This is a genomic window from Corynebacterium lehmanniae, assembly GCF_043161975.1.
In the GTDB taxonomy this organism is placed as follows: domain Bacteria; phylum Actinomycetota; class Actinomycetes; order Mycobacteriales; family Mycobacteriaceae; genus Corynebacterium; species Corynebacterium lehmanniae.
In genome coordinates, this window is sequence record NZ_CP170998.1 from 31,133 (window position 1) to 46,741 (window position 15,609).

Consider the following 15,609-nt stretch of genomic DNA (forward strand, 5'->3'; position numbering starts at 1 on the left):
CTGCATGGACAAGGTGGCAACGCAGGTCTTTGATTCGGGAAATAGCGATGCGGTTCGCCGTCTTCGGGAATTTCAAGCTGCGCATGGCATTGAGGGTGGCATCCTTGAAGACTGCGACGGGCTCTTCGATGACGCGGTGCTAAGCCGCGACGAGACCGAGCTGAACTGATCGGAACGTTTTAGCTGACCCGAACCCCGCAGATGGTTGTACCTACCGCCTGGCAGGTGGCAAGATGTGGAAGTTACGCGCACGTAAACGCAAACTGAAGCGCTAGAACCGCGAGAGGGAAGGGCCAGCCCATGACCGAGTTGCACGACAAGAAGGACTTCAATGTCCCAGCGAACCGCTACGGCGATGATGTCGAGGCGATCCTGATCCCGGAAGACGTGCTCCAGGAGCGCATCCAGGAGCTGGCGGACATGGTCTCGGAAAAGTACCGCGACTCGGAAGAAGACCTGATCTTGGTCTGCGTGCTCAAAGGGGCGGTGTTCTTCCTCACCGACTTCGCGCGCAAGCTGTCCATCCCGGCGGAGATGGAGTTCATGGCCGTGTCCTCGTATGGCAACTCCACCACCAGCTCCGGCGTGGTGCGCATCCTGAAAGACCTGGACAAGGAGATCGCCGGCCGCGACGTGCTCGTGGTGGAAGACATCATTGACTCCGGGCTGACCCTGTCCTGGCTGCTGCGCAATCTGCGTAACCGGAACCCGAAGAGCCTCGAAGTCGTTACTCTTCTGCGCAAGCCCGATGTGCAGACGGCGAAGATTGATCTGCTGGACATCGGTTTCGACATTCCCAACGAGTTTGTCATCGGCTACGGCCTGGATTACGCCGAGCGTTACAGGGACCTGCCGTATGTGGGCACGCTGCACCCGCGCGTGTACTCAGACGCTGACTAGAACAAAGGTTTATGAGCAAAAATAACAAGGTTTTGCGGTGGGGCATCATCGGCGCCATCGCGTTGATCGTCCTCTACCTGCTCACGCTGATCGGGGACGATTCCCGCGCCTACCAGCGCGTGGACACGTCTGTTGCCATCGAGCAGCTGCAGAACCACAACGCTGAAGAAGTGCAGATCGACGACCGCGAGCAGCGCGTGCGCATCGACCTGCGCGAGCCGATCACCGTGGACGAACGCGAGGGCGTCGAGGCAATCTCCGCGCAGTACCCGGCTCGCACCACCCCGGAGATCTTCGGCGCGGTGCGCGAATCCGGCGCGGACAAGTACGAGACGAACGTGACGCAGGAATCCTTCCTGATGTCCATGCTCGGCTTCATGCTGCCGATGGTCCTGGTGTTCGGCCTGATCTTCTACTTCATGTACCGCATGCAGGCGGGCGGCGGCGGGCCGTTCGGCATCGGCGGCTCGAAGGCGAAGCAGCTGACCAAGGACAACCCGACCAACACGTTCGCGGACGTCGCCGGCGCCGACGAGGCGGTGGACGAGCTGCACGAGGTGGTGGACTTCCTCACCGACCCGACCGTGTACGAGGAACTCGGCGCGAAGATCCCGCGCGGCGTGCTGCTCTACGGCCCGCCCGGCACCGGTAAAACGCTGCTCGCCCGTGCCGTCGCCGGCGAGGCTGGCGTGCCGTTTTACACCATCTCCGGCTCCGACTTCGTGGAAATGTTCGTCGGCGTGGGCGCCTCCCGCGTGCGCGACCTGTTCAAGCAGGCGCGCGAGAACAGCCCGTGCATCATCTTCGTCGACGAGATCGACGCGGTGGGCCGCCAACGTGGCTCCGGCATGGGCGGCGGCCACGACGAGCGCGAGCAGACCCTGAACCAGCTGCTGGTGGAGATGGACGGCTTCTCCGGCCGCGAGGGCGTCATCCTCATCGCGGCGACGAACCGCCCGGACATCCTGGACCCGGCGCTGCTGCGCCCCGGCCGCTTCGACCGCCAGATCCCGGTGACCAACCCGGACCTGGCCGGCCGCGCGCAGATTCTCAAGGTGCACGCCAAGAACAAGCCGCTTGCAGACGACGTCTCGCTCGATGCCCTGGCCAAGCGCACCGCCGGCATGTCCGGCGCCGATCTGGCCAACGTGCTCAACGAAGCCGCGCTGCTGACCGCCCGCATCGGCGGCAACGTCATTACCGCGGACGCGCTGGAGGAGGCGACGGACCGCGTCATCGGCGGCCCGCGCCGCTCCAGCAAGGTCATTTCCGAGCACGAGAAGAAGGTCACCGCCTACCACGAGGGCGGACACACCCTGGCCGCCTGGGCGCTGAAAGACATTGAGCGCGTGTACAAGGTGACTATCCTCGCCCGCGGCCGCACCGGCGGCTTTGCCATGACTGCCGACGAGGACGACAAGGGCATGTACACCCGCGACGAGCTGTTCGCCCGCATGGTCTTTGCCATGGGCGGCCGCTCCGCCGAGGAGCTGGTCTTCGGCGCGCCGACCACTGGCGCGTCGAACGACATCGAGCAGGCGACCAAGATCGCGCGTGCGATGGTCACCGAGTACGGCATGACCTCCGCGCTCGGCGCGGTGAAGTACGGCCAGGAGCAGGGCGATCCCTTCTCCGGCCGCGGCTCCGGAGGCTCGCTCGAGTACTCGCCGGCGGTTGCCGCGAAGATCGACGAGGAGATGCAGTTGCTTCTCGACGAAGCGCACAAGGTCGCCTACGCCACCCTCGAGCGCTACCGCGACGAGCTGGACACCCTGGCCTCGAAGCTCCTGGAGAAGGAGACGCTGCGCCGCGGCGATTTGGAGGCCATCTTCGACACCGTCGAGCCGACCCGCCCGGCCCTGCCCGCCCACGACGCCCGCTTCGGGCGCCAGGCGGACCGCGAGCCGGTGAAGACCCCGGTGGAGCTTGCCAAGGAGCGCGGCGAGGAGCCGCCGAAGCGCTTCTCCATCCTGGAGGCGTCCAAGGCCACCCGCGAGCGCCGCCGCAAGGAACGCGAGGCGGAGCAGAACCCGGCGCCGAAGAAGGGCTCCACCCGCTGGCAGCAGCCGAAACACAAGGAGCCGCAGTACGGCGGCCCGAAGCCGCCGGAAGGCTGGACGTACAAGGGCGCCCCTGCGCCGAAACAGGAGCAGCCGCAGCAGCACCCGGGCACCCGCAACTACCCGGCGGAAAACACAGAGCAGATCGGCTTCCGCCTGCCGGAGAACGAGCGCCCGGACCACGCCTCCCGCGGCCCGGAGCCGGAGACGACGCCGGATGCGGAGACCACGCAGCTGCCGCGCGGGGAGCGCGCGCCGAAGCACAGGAGGGACGATGACTAACCCGAAGTTCGACCGCGAGCGCGCTGAGGCCGCGGTGCGCGAGCTGCTCATCGCGGTCGGGGAGGACCCGGACCGTGAGGGCCTGGTGGAAACCCCGGCCCGCGTCGCGCGCGCCTACGAGGAGGTCTTCGCGGGCCTGCGCGAGGACCCGAAGGTGCACCTGGAGAAGTCGTTCTCCGAGAACCACCGCGAGCTGGTGCTGGTGCGCGACATCCCGATCTACTCCACGTGCGAGCACCACCTGGTGCCGTTTTACGGCGAAGCGCACATCGGCTACATCCCGGGCCCGGAGGGCAAGGTCACCGGCCTGTCCAAGCTGGCGCGGGTGGCGGACATGTACGCGAAGCGCCCGCAGGTGCAGGAGCGGTTGACGGCGCAGATTGCGGACGCGATCGTCGATAAGCTCAATGCTTCTGCGGTTATCGTGGTCATCGAGTGCGAGCACCTGTGCATGGCCATGCGCGGGATCCGCAAGCCGGGCGCGACCACCACCACCTCGGCGGTGCGCGGCGGCTTCCAGAACAACGCGGCCTCGCGCGCGGAAGTGCTGAGCCTGATTAGGGGATAGAAGATGACTACCGTTGCCGATCTGACCGTGCCGGGGCGCACGAGCGTGATGGGCATTGTCAATGTCACGGAGGATTCGTTTTCGGACGGCGGCAAGTGGCTGGCCACTGACGACGCCATCGCGCACGCCCACGAGCTGGTGCGCTTGGGCGCGGACATCATCGACGTCGGCGCGGAATCCACCCGCCCCGGCGCCACCCGCGTCCCCGCCGAGGTGGAGGCGCAGCGCATCCGCCCCGTGATTCGCGCGCTGCACGCCGACGGGATCCGCACCTCCGTCGACACCATGCGCGCCGCCACCGCCCTGGCAGCGGCCGAGGAGGGCGTGGACCTGATCAACGACGTCTCCGGCGGCCTCGCCGACGCTGATATGTACCGCGTGATAGCTGAGACGAAGCTCCCGGTGTGCCTGATGCACTGGCGGGCGGACGCATTCGTCAACGCCTCCGGCGCGGCGGACCACGGCGGTGACGTGGTGGGGGATGTACACGAGGTGCTGGCGGAGCTCGTCGACAAGGCGACGGCTGCCGGCGTGGACGAAAGCCAGATCACCCTGGACCCGGGCCTCGGTTTTGCCAAGACGGCCGCGGACAACTGGGCGCTGCTGAACTCGCTGCCGGAGTTCATCGCCAGCGGGTTCCCCATCCTCGTCGGCGCGTCGCGCAAGCGCTTCCTCATGGAAATCCGCCAACAGCGCGGCCTGGAGCATTCGCCTATCGACGCCGACCCCGCCACCGCAGCAGTCACCGCACTTGCAGCCCAGGCCGGGGCCTGGTGCGTGCGGGTGCACGAGGTGGCGGTCTCGCGCGACGCCGTTGACGTGGCGGAAAGGTGGAAAAATGGCTGACCGGATCGAACTGAAAGGCCTCAAGTTCCACGCCAACCATGGCGTGCTCGAGCACGAAACCGAGTTCGGGCAGGCGTTTTCGCTGGACATCACTTGCTGGCTGGATTTCGCCGGCGCGGCGCGCGACGACGACCTCACGCAAACCGTCAACTACGCCGAGCTGGCGGACGCGGCTTTAAAGATCGCCACCGGCACCCCGCGCCAGCTGATTGAGACGGTGGTGGTGGAGATCGCCGAAACCGCGATGCGCAGCTACGACGCGCTGCACGCCGTGGAGGTCACCCTGCACAAGCCGCACGCGCCGATTCCGGCCGTGTTGGACGACGTCTCGGTGGTCGCCCGCCGCTCCCGGAAGCGGATGTAGCCAATGCGTGCCGTGCTGTCCTCCGGGTCCAACATTGGCGACGCGCGCGCCCACCTGCAGACGGTCGCCGACGAGTTCGCCGGCGAAACTCTCGCCGCGAGCTCCATTTACGCCACCGCGCCATGGGGAAACACCAATCAGCCGGACTTCCTCAACCAGTCCCTGCTGGTGGATGTGGACGACACCCCGCAGCAACTACTAGCCCGCTGCCAGGAGCTGGAGCAGCGCGCGCACCGGGTCCGCGAGGAGCGGTGGGGCCCGCGCACGTTGGACGTGGACATCATCTGGGTCGAGGGCTACACCTCTGACAACCCGGAGCTGACCGTGCCGCACCCGCGGGCGCACCTGCGCCAGTTCGTGCTCGAGCCCTGGTTCGAGGTGGATCCGGGTGCGGTGCTCAACGGAGCGTCGATAAGCGAGCTGCTCGAAAACCTCGAGGACCAGGGGGTGCGGAAGCTATGAAGCGCACGCCGTACGAGGGGTTGATCGCGGTCGCCGGGTTCTTCGCCGCCGCAGCGGTGATTTTGGTGCGAAGGTTCTACAACCTGCTGGAATCCTTGAGCATGGTGGTGCCGCTGTCGCTGTGGGTGATGGCCGTGATCGCCACCTGGCTCGCGCTGGTGGTGCGCAAGCGCCGCAAGGAGGGCAAGGTCGGGCTGGATCGCAGCCAGCTCAACCCCATGCAGGCGGCGAACTTCATGGTCTTTGGCAAGGCGAGCGCCTGGGCCGGCGCGGTGTTCGGCGGCATGTACGGCGGCACGCTGAGCTACGTGGTGACCAAACTCGGCGTGCTCGAGGCGGCGCCTGGCGACGTCCCACCGCTGGTCGCCGGCACCCTGGGCGGACTAGCCCTGTGCGCGGCCGGAATCTGGCTGGAGAAAAACTGCGAGGTGTCGCCACCCAACGAGGGCCAAGGCGTTAGCTAGAGTGTTGGGCATGAGTGCCCAGAATGCGTCCCCAGACCGCGCGAGCCTGTGGGTCATCGTGCCTTTTGTGGTCGCTGTCATCGGCACCGTGGTCATGCTGTTCACCAACTCCGCTAACGCGCTGAAGATCGCGCTGATCTTCGCGCTGTGGGCTGGTGCAGCCGGGATCCTGATCAACTCCAAGGTGCGCCGGGACCGTGACGCGGCCACGACCGAGGCTGCGGCCGCTGAGCAGCGCATCCAGGAGCAGGAGCAGCGTCACCGCGAAGAGCTGGAGGCCAAGACCGCGCCGTCCGTGGACGTGAAGACGCTGCGCGAGCTGCAGGAGCAGATCCAGGCGCTGCGTGCTCAGCTGGAGGAGCTCAACGGCCGAGTCTTCGAGTACGAGCCCGCCGCCGTGCAGGCTCGCGCCCGCCGCATCAGCGAGTTGGAGTCGAAGAAGGAGCCAGAACCAGAGCCAACTCCGGAACCCGCCCCGGAGCCGAAGCCGCAGCCGGCGCAAAGCCCGTCCACGGACGACACCGTCGTGATCAGCCGCGTGCGCCCCTCCCGCCCGACGGGTGCGCCGAGCTCGGACGCGATCGCGGGCCGCATCGGCACCCAGCCGCCGGCCCGCCCGGCGCGCAACCCGCTGTCCGACCTGATCAGCGAGCGGGAGGCGGAGAAGGCGAAGGCGGAGCAAACCCCAGAGCCGAAGCCGGAACCAACCCCGGAACCCACCCCGGATCCGACCCCAGAGCCGCAGCCTGAGCGCCGTTCTGGCCGCCGCCGCGCCGATGAGCGTGGAGACGGCGCGGTTTCCGTGGCTGAGCTGCTCGCCCGCCAGGGGAAGTAAATGCCGCCTCGCCTGCTGGTGGGGGCGGTGTTCGGCGTCTCGCCGCTCGCGGAGCGCTTCGAGCGCGCCGGCCACACGGTGCGCGCGCTGGACATCGAGCAAGACCCCGGTGCGGTCGCGCACGTGGATCTTGTGCTTCTCGACGGCCCGTCGGCCGACATCCGCACCGCCTGCGAAATTCTGGCCGACCACGCCCGCCCGCGGCAGATGTTCCTGCACACCGCGCTGGACGAGGGCCAGCAGCTGCTCGACGACGTGGAGACCGCCCAGGCGATTACCATGTGCGCCCACAACATCTTCGACAACGTGTGGGTGACCTCGGCCGCCGACGAGCTCGGCGAAACGGTGGTGGGGCTGCTCATCGCGGAGATCGGCGGGGTGAGCTTGCGCATTAACGACGACGCACGCCCCGCGATCGCCGCCGCCCAGGAGCTGCGGGCGATGGAGGCCGTCATCCGCGACGACGCACAGGCGATTCTCGCCGAGGCAGTGCCGGGCTTCGATGCGGTGGCGCAGCAGTTTCTTCAGGCCCCGCCGGCGCCACGGCATGCCCACGACACGCGGCAGCTGGACCAGCTCGTCCACGCATTGCCGGATCCGGGCGTGCGCCGCCTGTTCGTGGATCTTGCGCGCAGGCGCGGCGAGGTGGACCAGGACACCGACACCGAGCTATGGGTGATTCAGAAATACGAGGGAGGATAAATGGCTTTCGAACCAGGCCAGGCAGTGGTGGTCACCGACGAGAAGCTCTTGGCCACCTACGGCCGGGCATTCCGCAAGATTGGCAAGTCGGTGGTTGTGGTGCCGCTGGGCACGGACATCCACGGCGGGCACGTGGAGCTCATCCGCGCGGCGAAGTCGCTGCTCGGCTCCTACGTGGCGGTCACGTTCTCGGGCAAAGAAGTCCCCGAGGTCTTCGCCCGCGAGAAGGTGGACGTGGTCTTCCACGGTGAGCTGGCAACGTCGGTGCGCGTGGACTCCGGCGTGGAGCCGCTGGAGGACCCGCAACTCACGCAAGCAGCAGTCGCGCGGATCCTCGCCGCGATCAACGCGACCCACGCCACGGACGTGGTGCTGGGGGAGAAGGACTTCGAGGTGCTGGTGGCAACCCAGTACGCGGTGTCCGGGCTGCGCATGGAGTGCAAGCTCCACAGCGTGCCCACGGTGCGAACGCCCGACGGGTTGGCGCTGTCGAACAGGAACGCGCTTGTCGCCGTCGATAAGCGGGAAGCTGCTCTCGCGCTCTCGGCCGCACTGACCGCCGGGGCGCACGCCGCGGAGCACGGAAAAGCGAAAGTCCTGGAAACCGCCCGCGGTGTCCTGGAGGCCGCCGGCGTCACGCCGACGTACCTTGAGCTGCGCGATTTAGCCATGCGCGAGGCTCCCGCAGAGGGTGACGCGCGGCTGCTCGGAGCGGTGGATTTGGGCGGGGTGCACCTGACGGACAACGTGGGTCTGCCGCTGGGGGTTGGCTTCAAACACGTTGAGGCATGACACCCGGTAGACTTTCGCGCATGTCCAACGCCACCATCGCCGGAATGCTCGCAGAACGCTTCGGGTTCACCTTCACCCCGGAGCAGGTTGAACAAACCGGGCGCACCGAGACGTCCACGCTCTACACCGCCGCCGACGACACGGGCCACGGTGTTGAAGTAGAGGTCTTCGACGCCCCCGTGGATTCCGCGATCGGCGAGGAAGTCAACACCTTGAACTCCCGCCTTGCGCTGGCGGCGCACCCGGGCGCGTTCCAGCCGCGCAGCGTGGGTACCACCGAGGACGGCAAACTGTTCGTCCTGCGCGAAGCGCCCACCGGCACCCCGCTGTCGGAGCTGATCGCGCAGAAGGGCGCCACCTTTACCCCGCAGGAGGTGCGCGACCTGCTCGCGCCGGTGGCCGAGGCGGTCGACGACTACGACTTGAAGGGCCTGTCCGGTTTCGTCTCGCGCTCCATTACCCCGGAGCGCCTCCTGGTGCAGCCGCAGTGGTCCACCACCCCGGTCAAGCTCACCCTTGTGGGGCCGAGCACCGACCCGGCGCTCAACGACGAGGAGGCCGCGAAGGGCAACGTGGAAAAGTTCGCCAACGTGGTTGCGTTGATGACCGGTGACGCGCCGCGTTCCGGGGCGCGCACCTGCGCCGGCGTGCTGGAGACCGCCCCGGCGGAGCACGTGGACATTGCAACGCCGGACCAGTCCGTGGCGCCGCGCCCGCAGGACGGCTACCGCAAGCCGCCGGAGCCCTACGCTTACGGCACGGACGGCAACTACGTGCGCACGGTGCCGACGAAGCAGAAGAAGACGGCGCCGTGGCCGTGGATCATCGCCATCCTTGCGCTGCTGCTGATCGCGCTGGCGGCGCTGTGGTACTGGAGCACCCACCGCGGCGAGGAGTGGGCCGGCGCCGAGGCGCAGATCGCGCAGGACTACCCGAAGGTTGTTTCTGATCGTTCGGGCCAGAAGGGCTGGAAGGACCTTGCGTGCGAGCCGGGCTCGTTGGACACCGACCAGGTGGACAAGATCCGCTGCGCCAACGATGAGCTGGGTGTTTCCGTCGTGCAGTACGCCTCCGAGTCCGACCGCGACGATGCGGTGCCGGACCCGAGCGAGGCCGTGGTGCTCGGCTCTGGCGAGTGCACGATTTACTCCTACGAGCTGCCGGACGCGAACCCGCCGGCGTACGTGATGACGCCGCAGGACAAGCCGGAGTACCTGTTCATCGTCAACGGTTTCGACGCGGAGAACCAGCGACTGGACCTCCCGGTGTGCGAATAAGCTACGATTATTCGCCGTGACTACGCAGGACTTTTCAGAGCAGCAGCAAATCCGCCGGGAGAAGAGGCAGAGGCTTATCGACGAAGGGCGGGACGCCTACCCCGTCGAAGTCGATCGCACGACGTCTCTGAAAGACCTGCGCGCCAAGTACGACGGCACGCTGGAGCCCGGCGAGGAAACCCAGGACGAGGTCGCCGTCGCTGGCCGCATCATGTTCCAGCGCAACACCGGCAAGCTGTGCTTTGCCACCCTGCAGGAAGGCGACGGCACCCAGCTGCAGGTCATGCTCTCCCTGGCTGAGGTCGGCGAAGAAGCGCTGGCGCAGTGGAAGGCAGATACCGACCTGGGCGACATCGTCTCCGTGCGCGGCCGCGTCATCGCCTCCAAGCGCGGCGAGCTGTCCGTGATGGCGAAGTCCTGGCACATGGCGTCCAAGGCGCTCAATCCGCTGCCGGTGGCGTTCGCGGACATGAACGAGGAGCAGCGGGTGCGCCGCCGCTACACCGACCTGATCATGCGCGAGGACGCGCGCACCAACGCCATGACCCGCATCAAGGTCATCGCGGCGGTGCGCAAGTACCTCACGGGCCTGGACTTCGTGGAGATTGAGACGCCGATGCTGCAGACGCTGCACGGCGGCGCCGCGGCACGTCCGTTTGTCACCCGCTCCAACGCGCTGGACATCGACCTGTACCTGCGCATCGCGCCCGAGCTCTACCTCAAGAGGGCCGTGGTCGGCGGCATCGAGCGCGTCTTCGAGATCAACAGGAACTTCCGCAACGAGGGCGTGGATTCCTCCCACTCCCCGGAGTTCACCATGCTGGAGACCTACCAGGCGTGGGGCACCTACAAGGACGGCGCGGCCACCATGAAGGGCCTTGTGCAGTTCTGCGCCGAGGAGGTCTTCGGCTCCCAGAAGGTCACGCTTGCGGACGGCACGGAGTACGACTTCGGCGGCGAGTGGAAGGTCCTGGAGATGTACCCGAGCCTGAACGAGGCGCTGCAGCGCAAGTTCCCGGGCCAGCCGGAAGTGACCATCGACACCGACGTGGACACCCTCAAGGGCATCGCGGAAACCATCGGCCTGAAGGTGCCGGAGAACGCCGGCTGGCTGCACGGCAAGCTGGTGGAGGAGATCTGGGAGGAGCTGTGCTCCGACCAGCTCTACGAGCCGACCTTCGTGGTCAACTTCCCGGTGGAGACCTCGCCGCTGACTCGCGACCACCGAAGCCAAAAGGGCGTGACCGAGAAGTTCGACCTTTACGTGCGCGGCTTCGAGCTGGCCACCGGCTACTCCGAGCTGGTGGACCCAGTGATCCAGCGCGAGCGCTTCGAGGACCAGGCGCGTCTGGCCAGCGCCGGCGACGACGAAGCGATGCAGCTTGACGAGGACTTCCTCGCCGCGATGGAGCAGGGCATGCCGCCGACAGCCGGCTGCGGCATGGGCGTGGACCGCCTGCTGATGGCCCTGACCGGCCTGGGTATCCGCGAGACGGTCCTCTTCCCGATGGTGAAGCCGGAAGCATAGAAGCGGATACGCCGTGAGTGTGAGCCCGTACCCCAACTACCCGGGAGACCAGGGTGGGAAACCGCTCATCGAGCCGCACAAGAGCAAGACCACCGCGGCGCTGCTGTTTTTCTTCCTCGGAATCTTTGGGGCGGGCAATTTCTACCTCAAGCAGTACGCCCGCGGCGCGTGCAAGGTGTTCTTGCTCCTGCTTTCGGTGCCGCTCCTGTGGATGTTTCTCGGGCAACTCGTGTTCTTTGGTTTGAGCACGTGGGTGCTCGTGGAATTCATCTTCGTGCTTGTCGGCGCGGAAGGCTATGACAGAGACAGCCGGGGTATCCCGCTGAAGTAACAATTATCCGCAGTTGTGTGCGGTGGTTATAACCAACTAACGTTTGATGCGATCAATCTTTGTGGTTGAAAGGAGCATCAGCATGGCAACCACCAAGGCGAGCCTGCAGGATCAGGCCGCCGACATCCTCGCCGGCGTCGGCGGGGCAGAAAATATCGCGTCCATGACGCACTGCGCGACACGTTTGCGCTTCGAGCTCAACGACGTCTCCCTGGCCGACAAAGACCGCCTCGAGGCAAACCCCAAGGTCATGGGTGCCGTCCCGCAGGGCGGCAACCACTACCAGGTGATCGTCGGCGGCGACGTGGCCAGCGTTTACAACGCGATGAACAAGCTGCCGGAGCTGGCCGGGCGCGACGTGTCCAACGAGGACCTCAAAGCCCAGCAGCGCGACCGTGCCAAGGGCAAGGTGCCGTGGCTCGACGCGTTCTTCGAGTACCTCTCCGACTCCTTCCGCCCCATTTTGGGTGTGCTGCTCGGTGCGTCGCTGATCATCGCGTTCGCCGCGGTGCTGGACGCGTTCGAACTGGTGAACTTCCACGCGGAAGTGAAGAGCCCGGGCTGGCAGTTCGTGGACGCCATGTGGAACTCCGTGTTCTTCTTCCTGCCGGTGGCGGTGGCCTACAACGCGGGCAAGAAGCTGGACATCGACCCGTGGGTGCCGGCCGCGATCATGCTGGCGCTGTTCACCCCGAACTTCATGGAACTGGCCGACCACCCCGAAGCGCGCGTGGTGGAGCTCTTCGGCGAGCCGACCGATGTTGTCGACGTCTTCGGCCTGCCCATGATCCATAACGGCTACGACGGCAACGTATTCGTCCCGCTCATCATGGCCGCGGTTGCGGCGTTGCTTTATAAGGGTCTGCAGAAGATCATCCCGTCCGCGGTGCACATGGTCTTCGTGCCGTTTTTGACCATGCTGATCATGATCCCGGTAACCGCGTTCCTTATCGGCCCGTTCGGCTACCTGCTCGGCGCTTGGATCGGCACCGGCCTTGCCTGGATGAACGGCAACGCGCCGTTCGTCTTCGCCCTGCTGATTCCGATGCTCTACCCGTTCCTAGTGCCGCTGGGCCTGCACTGGCCGCTCAACGCGCTGATGCTGGTGAACATCGACACCCTCGGCTACGACTTCATCCAGGGCCCGATGGGCGCCTGGAACTTCGCCTGCTTCGGCGCCACCGCCGCAGTGCTTGCCCTGTCCATCCGCGACCACGACCCGCTCATGCGCCAGACCTCCGGTTCCGCGCTCGCCGCGGGCCTGCTCGGCGGCATCTCCGAGCCGTCGCTCTACGGCATCCACCTGCGTTACAAGAAAATCTACCCGCGCATGCTCGTGGGCTGCTTCGCCGGTGGCCTCACCATTGCCATCCTGGGCACCCCGTTCGGGGGCGTGAAGACGAACGCGTTCGTGTTCACTTCGCTGCCAACCATGTTCGTGTTCGACCCGAAGTGGGTCTACATGGTCGCCATCGCGGTGGCCTTTTTCACCGCCTTCTTCGTCATCCTCATCACGGACTACCGCACGCCGGAGGAGAAGGCGGAGGCGCTCGCCCGCGCCGCTGCCGCGCGCAATGCGGACGAGGCTGAGGAGGCTGAGCTGGTCGAGGACGAGGTCACGGCCACGAATGACCCGGCGAAGCTGACGTCGGCAAGCGATGCGGATGCCACTGTGCTCGCGCCCGTTGCGGGCGAGGTTGTCGCGATGGAAGCGCTTTCGGACGCCGCGTTTGCCTCCGGCGCCCTCGGCCAGGCCGTCGGCATCACCCCCGAAAACGCCAAGCTCACCGTGGTCGCCCCGGCGGCCGGCAAGGTCATCTCCGTGGCCAAGACCGGCCACGCCTACGGCATCAAGACCGATAATGGTGTGGAGCTGCTCGTCCACATCGGCGTGGACACCGTCAAGCTCGGCGGCGAGGGGTTCACCCCGCTGGCAGAGAAGAAGCAGATGGTCAACGCGGGCGACCCGCTGGCGGAGGTTGACTTCGCCGCAATCGCCGGCCACGGCGTGGACACGACGGTAATCACTACAGTGGTGAACTCGAAGAAGCTTGGTGGCGTGGGTGACGTTGCGGACGGCACGGTCGTCGCCGGCGATCCTATTCTCGAGGTCACAACTGAGGTGAACACGAATGTCTAACCGCACCGTCCTGCACGGCATCGGCGTTTCGGCCGGCACCGCGTCCGGACCTATCGCCGTGGTCACGCCCGCAGTGGGCATCGACGAGCACGAGCCCGCCTCCACCGATCCGGAGGCCGACAGCGAGCGCATTCGCGCTGTGCTTCACGACGTCGCGGCGTCGCTTTCCGCACGCGCCGAGCACGCCAACTCGGACTCGGCGAAAGCCGTGATGGATGCGACGGCTTCCTTGGCAACCGACAAGGGCTTAATCCGCGGCATCGACAAGGAGCTGAAGAAGGGCACCGGCCCGACGAAGGCGATCCACGACGCGGTGGAGCTCTACGCCAACAAGCTGCGCAAAATCGGCGGCTACATGGCCGAGCGCGTCACCGACCTCTACGACATCCGCGACCGCGCCACCGCGCGCCTGCGCGGCCTGCCGGAGCCGGGAATCCCGGACCTGACTGAGTCGTCCATCCTGATCGCGCACGACCTCGCGCCGGCGGAGACGGCGACGCTGGACAAGAACCTGGTGCTCGGCATCGTCACCGAGGCGGGCGGTGCGACGTCCCACACCGCCATCCTGGCGGCGCAGCTGGGCATCCCGTGTGCCGTGCAGGTCAAAGGCATTGCGGAGGCGACTGTCGACGCACCGCTGGTCGCCCTCGACGGCGGCGTCGGCGAAGTGATCGTCGCGCCGAACGCATCCGACGTGGACGAGCTCGAGGAACGCTCCCGCCGCCGCGCGGCTGCCTTGGCCGGTTCCTCCGGCGAGGGTGCGACCCGCGACGGCTACAAGGTGAAGCTGCTGGCCAACATCGGCACCGCAGATGACGCGGAGAAGGCAGCCGGCTACGACCTCGAGGGCTCCGGCCTGTTCCGCTCCGAGTTCCTCTTCCTGGACCGCGACGCCGCCCCCAGCCTGGAGGAACAGACCGAGACCTACACGAAGGTGCTCGAGGCGTTCGGCAACCGCCGCGTTGTGGTGCGCACCCTGGACGCCGGCGCGGACAAGCCGCTGTCGTTCGCGGACCTCGGCGAAGAAGAAAACCCCGCCCTGGGCCGCCGCGGCCTGCGCCTGTCGCAGGCGCGCGAAGACCTCCTTGCCACGCAGCTGGAGGCGCTTGCGAACGCAGCTCACAACGTCCCCGACTCCGAGCTGTGGGTCATGGCGCCGATGGTCGCCACCGCCGAGGAAGCCAAGTGGTTCGCCGAGCGCGCCCGCGGCGCCGGGCTGAAAAAGGTCGGCGTGATGGTGGAAACCCCGGCGGCCGCCATCCGCGCCGGCCAGGTGCTGGAAGAGGTGGACTTCGCTTCCATCGGCACCAACGACCTGTCGCAGTACACGATGGCCGCGGACCGCATGCAGGGCGAGCTGGCGGAGCTGCTCTCCCCGTGGCAGCCGGCGGTGCTGTCCATGATCCGCGAGACCTGCCGCGGCGGCGAGGCCACCGGCAAGCCGGTCGGCGTGTGCGGCGAGGCAGGCGGCGACCCGCTCATGGCTCTCGTGCTGGTGGGCCTCGGCGTGAAGTCCCTGTCGATGGCCCCAGGCAAGGTCAACGCCGTGCGCGCGGCACTGCGCCTGCACGACTTCGACACTTGCCGCCAGATGGCCAACTTCGCCGTCGACGCCCGCACCGCCGCGGGCGCCCGCGAGGCCGTGCTGAACCTCGCGGATCCGGTGCTGAAGGATCTGCTCTGATCCACGGAATCGACGTCGACGGGCAAGGGCGTTGCGCTCACTGGCACTCCGAGCGCGACGTCGTTGCCAACACGTGCGGCGAATGCGAAAAATTCTGGGCCTGTTCGCTGTGCCACGATGAGTTGGCCGATCACGGGTTCGTGCCCGTCGATAGGCAACTGCCCTCCGTGATGTGCGGCGCGTGCGGGCGCATGATGACGTATGCCGAATACGGCGCGTCCTGCCCCTCCTGCGGGCACCCTTTCAACCCTGGCTGCAAGGCGCACGAGGACGTGTATTTTCGGCCTGTTCGCTAAGGGTGAACATCGCCTCTCACCTGCGCTTATCGACGTCCATGCGGGAACGCACGCACAAAGCAGGGAAGTGATGTCGGA

General features: G+C 66.8%; 17 protein-coding genes. All 17 read left to right on the forward strand.

Annotation, left to right across the window (positions count from 1 at the left end):
* Positions 1-4 precede the first annotated feature (4 nt).
* The 17 genes from ACF3NP_RS00130 (at position 5) to ACF3NP_RS00210 (ending at position 15,531) form a co-directional block, all read left to right on the forward strand.
* Positions 5-169, forward strand: coding sequence for a hypothetical protein (locus ACF3NP_RS00130; RefSeq protein WP_239306352.1), 165 nt, complete (start codon positions 5-7; stop codon positions 167-169).
* A 131-nt stretch (positions 170-300) separates the two neighbouring features.
* Positions 301-900, forward strand: coding sequence for a hypoxanthine phosphoribosyltransferase (hpt, locus tag ACF3NP_RS00135; RefSeq protein ID WP_239306353.1), 600 nt, complete (start codon positions 301-303; stop codon positions 898-900).
* Between the two features lie 11 nt (positions 901-911).
* A complete protein-coding gene (ftsH, locus tag ACF3NP_RS00140; protein ID WP_392398750.1) occupies positions 912-3,242 on the forward strand; it encodes an ATP-dependent zinc metalloprotease FtsH in 2,331 nt (776 codons plus the stop codon).
* Entirely contained in the window at positions 3,235-3,810 is a 576-nt protein-coding gene (gene folE, locus ACF3NP_RS00145) for a GTP cyclohydrolase I FolE (RefSeq protein ID WP_392398751.1), read from the forward strand. The genes ftsH and folE overlap by 8 nt, the downstream gene beginning before the upstream one ends.
* Positions 3,811-3,813: 3 nt before the next feature.
* The gene (gene folP / locus ACF3NP_RS00150; protein WP_392398752.1) at positions 3,814-4,656 is read left to right on the forward strand and encodes a dihydropteroate synthase; all 843 of its coding nucleotides are present in this window, start codon (positions 3,814-3,816) and stop codon (positions 4,654-4,656) included.
* Positions 4,649-5,020, forward strand: a complete 372-nt coding sequence (gene folB / locus ACF3NP_RS00155) for a dihydroneopterin aldolase (protein WP_239306357.1) — start codon at positions 4,649-4,651, stop codon at positions 5,018-5,020. Before folP ends, folB begins: the two co-directional genes overlap by 8 nt.
* A gap of 3 nt (positions 5,021-5,023) precedes the next feature.
* Entirely contained in the window at positions 5,024-5,482 is a 459-nt protein-coding gene (folK, locus tag ACF3NP_RS00160) for a 2-amino-4-hydroxy-6-hydroxymethyldihydropteridine diphosphokinase (protein WP_392398753.1), read from the forward strand.
* On the forward strand, positions 5,479-5,946 hold the full coding sequence (locus ACF3NP_RS00165) for a DUF3180 domain-containing protein (protein ID WP_392398754.1): 468 nt from the start codon (positions 5,479-5,481) through the stop codon (positions 5,944-5,946). The genes folK and ACF3NP_RS00165 overlap by 4 nt, the downstream gene beginning before the upstream one ends.
* Positions 5,947-5,956: 10 nt before the next feature.
* On the forward strand, positions 5,957-6,781 hold the full coding sequence (locus ACF3NP_RS00170) for a DUF6779 domain-containing protein (protein WP_392398755.1): 825 nt from the start codon (positions 5,957-5,959) through the stop codon (positions 6,779-6,781).
* Positions 6,782-7,483, forward strand: coding sequence for a 6PGD fold domain-containing protein (locus tag ACF3NP_RS00175; RefSeq protein ID WP_392398756.1), 702 nt, complete (start codon positions 6,782-6,784; stop codon positions 7,481-7,483).
* Positions 7,484-8,275, forward strand: a complete 792-nt coding sequence (locus ACF3NP_RS00180; protein ID WP_392398757.1) for a pantoate--beta-alanine ligase — start codon at positions 7,484-7,486, stop codon at positions 8,273-8,275.
* A 20-nt stretch (positions 8,276-8,295) separates the two neighbouring features.
* The gene (locus ACF3NP_RS00185; protein ID WP_392398758.1) at positions 8,296-9,552 is read left to right on the forward strand and encodes a hypothetical protein; all 1,257 of its coding nucleotides are present in this window, start codon (positions 8,296-8,298) and stop codon (positions 9,550-9,552) included.
* Between the two features lie 16 nt (positions 9,553-9,568).
* Positions 9,569-11,080: a lysine--tRNA ligase gene (gene lysS, locus ACF3NP_RS00190; protein ID WP_239306362.1), complete on the forward strand. Its 1,512-nt coding sequence runs from the start codon at positions 9,569-9,571 to the stop codon at positions 11,078-11,080.
* 19 nt (positions 11,081-11,099) lie between these two features.
* Entirely contained in the window at positions 11,100-11,411 is a 312-nt protein-coding gene (locus ACF3NP_RS00195) for an NINE protein (protein WP_392398759.1), read from the forward strand.
* Positions 11,412-11,493: 82 nt separating this feature from the next.
* Complete coding sequence (locus ACF3NP_RS00200) at positions 11,494-13,551, forward strand: glucose PTS transporter subunit IIA (RefSeq protein ID WP_392398760.1); 2,058 nt, start codon at positions 11,494-11,496, stop codon at positions 13,549-13,551.
* Positions 13,544-15,235 carry a phosphoenolpyruvate--protein phosphotransferase gene (gene ptsP / locus ACF3NP_RS00205; protein ID WP_392398761.1) on the forward strand — a complete coding sequence of 564 codons (1,692 nt, stop codon included), beginning with the start codon at positions 13,544-13,546 and terminating at the stop codon, positions 15,233-15,235. The genes ACF3NP_RS00200 and ptsP overlap by 8 nt, the downstream gene beginning before the upstream one ends.
* The gene (locus tag ACF3NP_RS00210; RefSeq protein ID WP_392398762.1) at positions 15,133-15,531 is read left to right on the forward strand and encodes a CHY zinc finger protein; all 399 of its coding nucleotides are present in this window, start codon (positions 15,133-15,135) and stop codon (positions 15,529-15,531) included. The genes ptsP and ACF3NP_RS00210 overlap by 103 nt, the downstream gene beginning before the upstream one ends.
* Positions 15,532-15,609: the final 78 nt, after the last annotated feature.

Coding starts and splice junctions, on each gene's coding strand:
- ftsH (WP_392398750.1), top strand. CDS start 912: ATGAGCAAAAATAACAAGGTTTTGCGGTGGGGCATCATCGGCGCCATC.
- ACF3NP_RS00130 (WP_239306352.1), top strand. CDS start 5: ATGGACAAGGTGGCAACGCAGGTCTTTGATTCGGGAAATAGCGATGCG.
- folB (WP_239306357.1), top strand. CDS start 4,649: ATGGCTGACCGGATCGAACTGAAAGGCCTCAAGTTCCACGCCAACCAT.
- ACF3NP_RS00180 (WP_392398757.1), top strand. CDS start 7,484: ATGGCTTTCGAACCAGGCCAGGCAGTGGTGGTCACCGACGAGAAGCTC.
- folE (WP_392398751.1), top strand. CDS start 3,235: ATGACTAACCCGAAGTTCGACCGCGAGCGCGCTGAGGCCGCGGTGCGC.
- folK (WP_392398753.1), top strand. CDS start 5,024: ATGCGTGCCGTGCTGTCCTCCGGGTCCAACATTGGCGACGCGCGCGCC.
- ACF3NP_RS00170 (WP_392398755.1), top strand. CDS start 5,957: ATGAGTGCCCAGAATGCGTCCCCAGACCGCGCGAGCCTGTGGGTCATC.
- ACF3NP_RS00185 (WP_392398758.1), top strand. CDS start 8,296: ATGTCCAACGCCACCATCGCCGGAATGCTCGCAGAACGCTTCGGGTTC.
- hpt (WP_239306353.1), top strand. CDS start 301: ATGACCGAGTTGCACGACAAGAAGGACTTCAATGTCCCAGCGAACCGC.
- folP (WP_392398752.1), top strand. CDS start 3,814: ATGACTACCGTTGCCGATCTGACCGTGCCGGGGCGCACGAGCGTGATG.
- ACF3NP_RS00175 (WP_392398756.1), top strand. CDS start 6,782: ATGCCGCCTCGCCTGCTGGTGGGGGCGGTGTTCGGCGTCTCGCCGCTC.
- ACF3NP_RS00165 (WP_392398754.1), top strand. CDS start 5,479: ATGAAGCGCACGCCGTACGAGGGGTTGATCGCGGTCGCCGGGTTCTTC.
- ptsP (WP_392398761.1), top strand. CDS start 13,544: ATGTCTAACCGCACCGTCCTGCACGGCATCGGCGTTTCGGCCGGCACC.
- ACF3NP_RS00200 (WP_392398760.1), top strand. CDS start 11,494: ATGGCAACCACCAAGGCGAGCCTGCAGGATCAGGCCGCCGACATCCTC.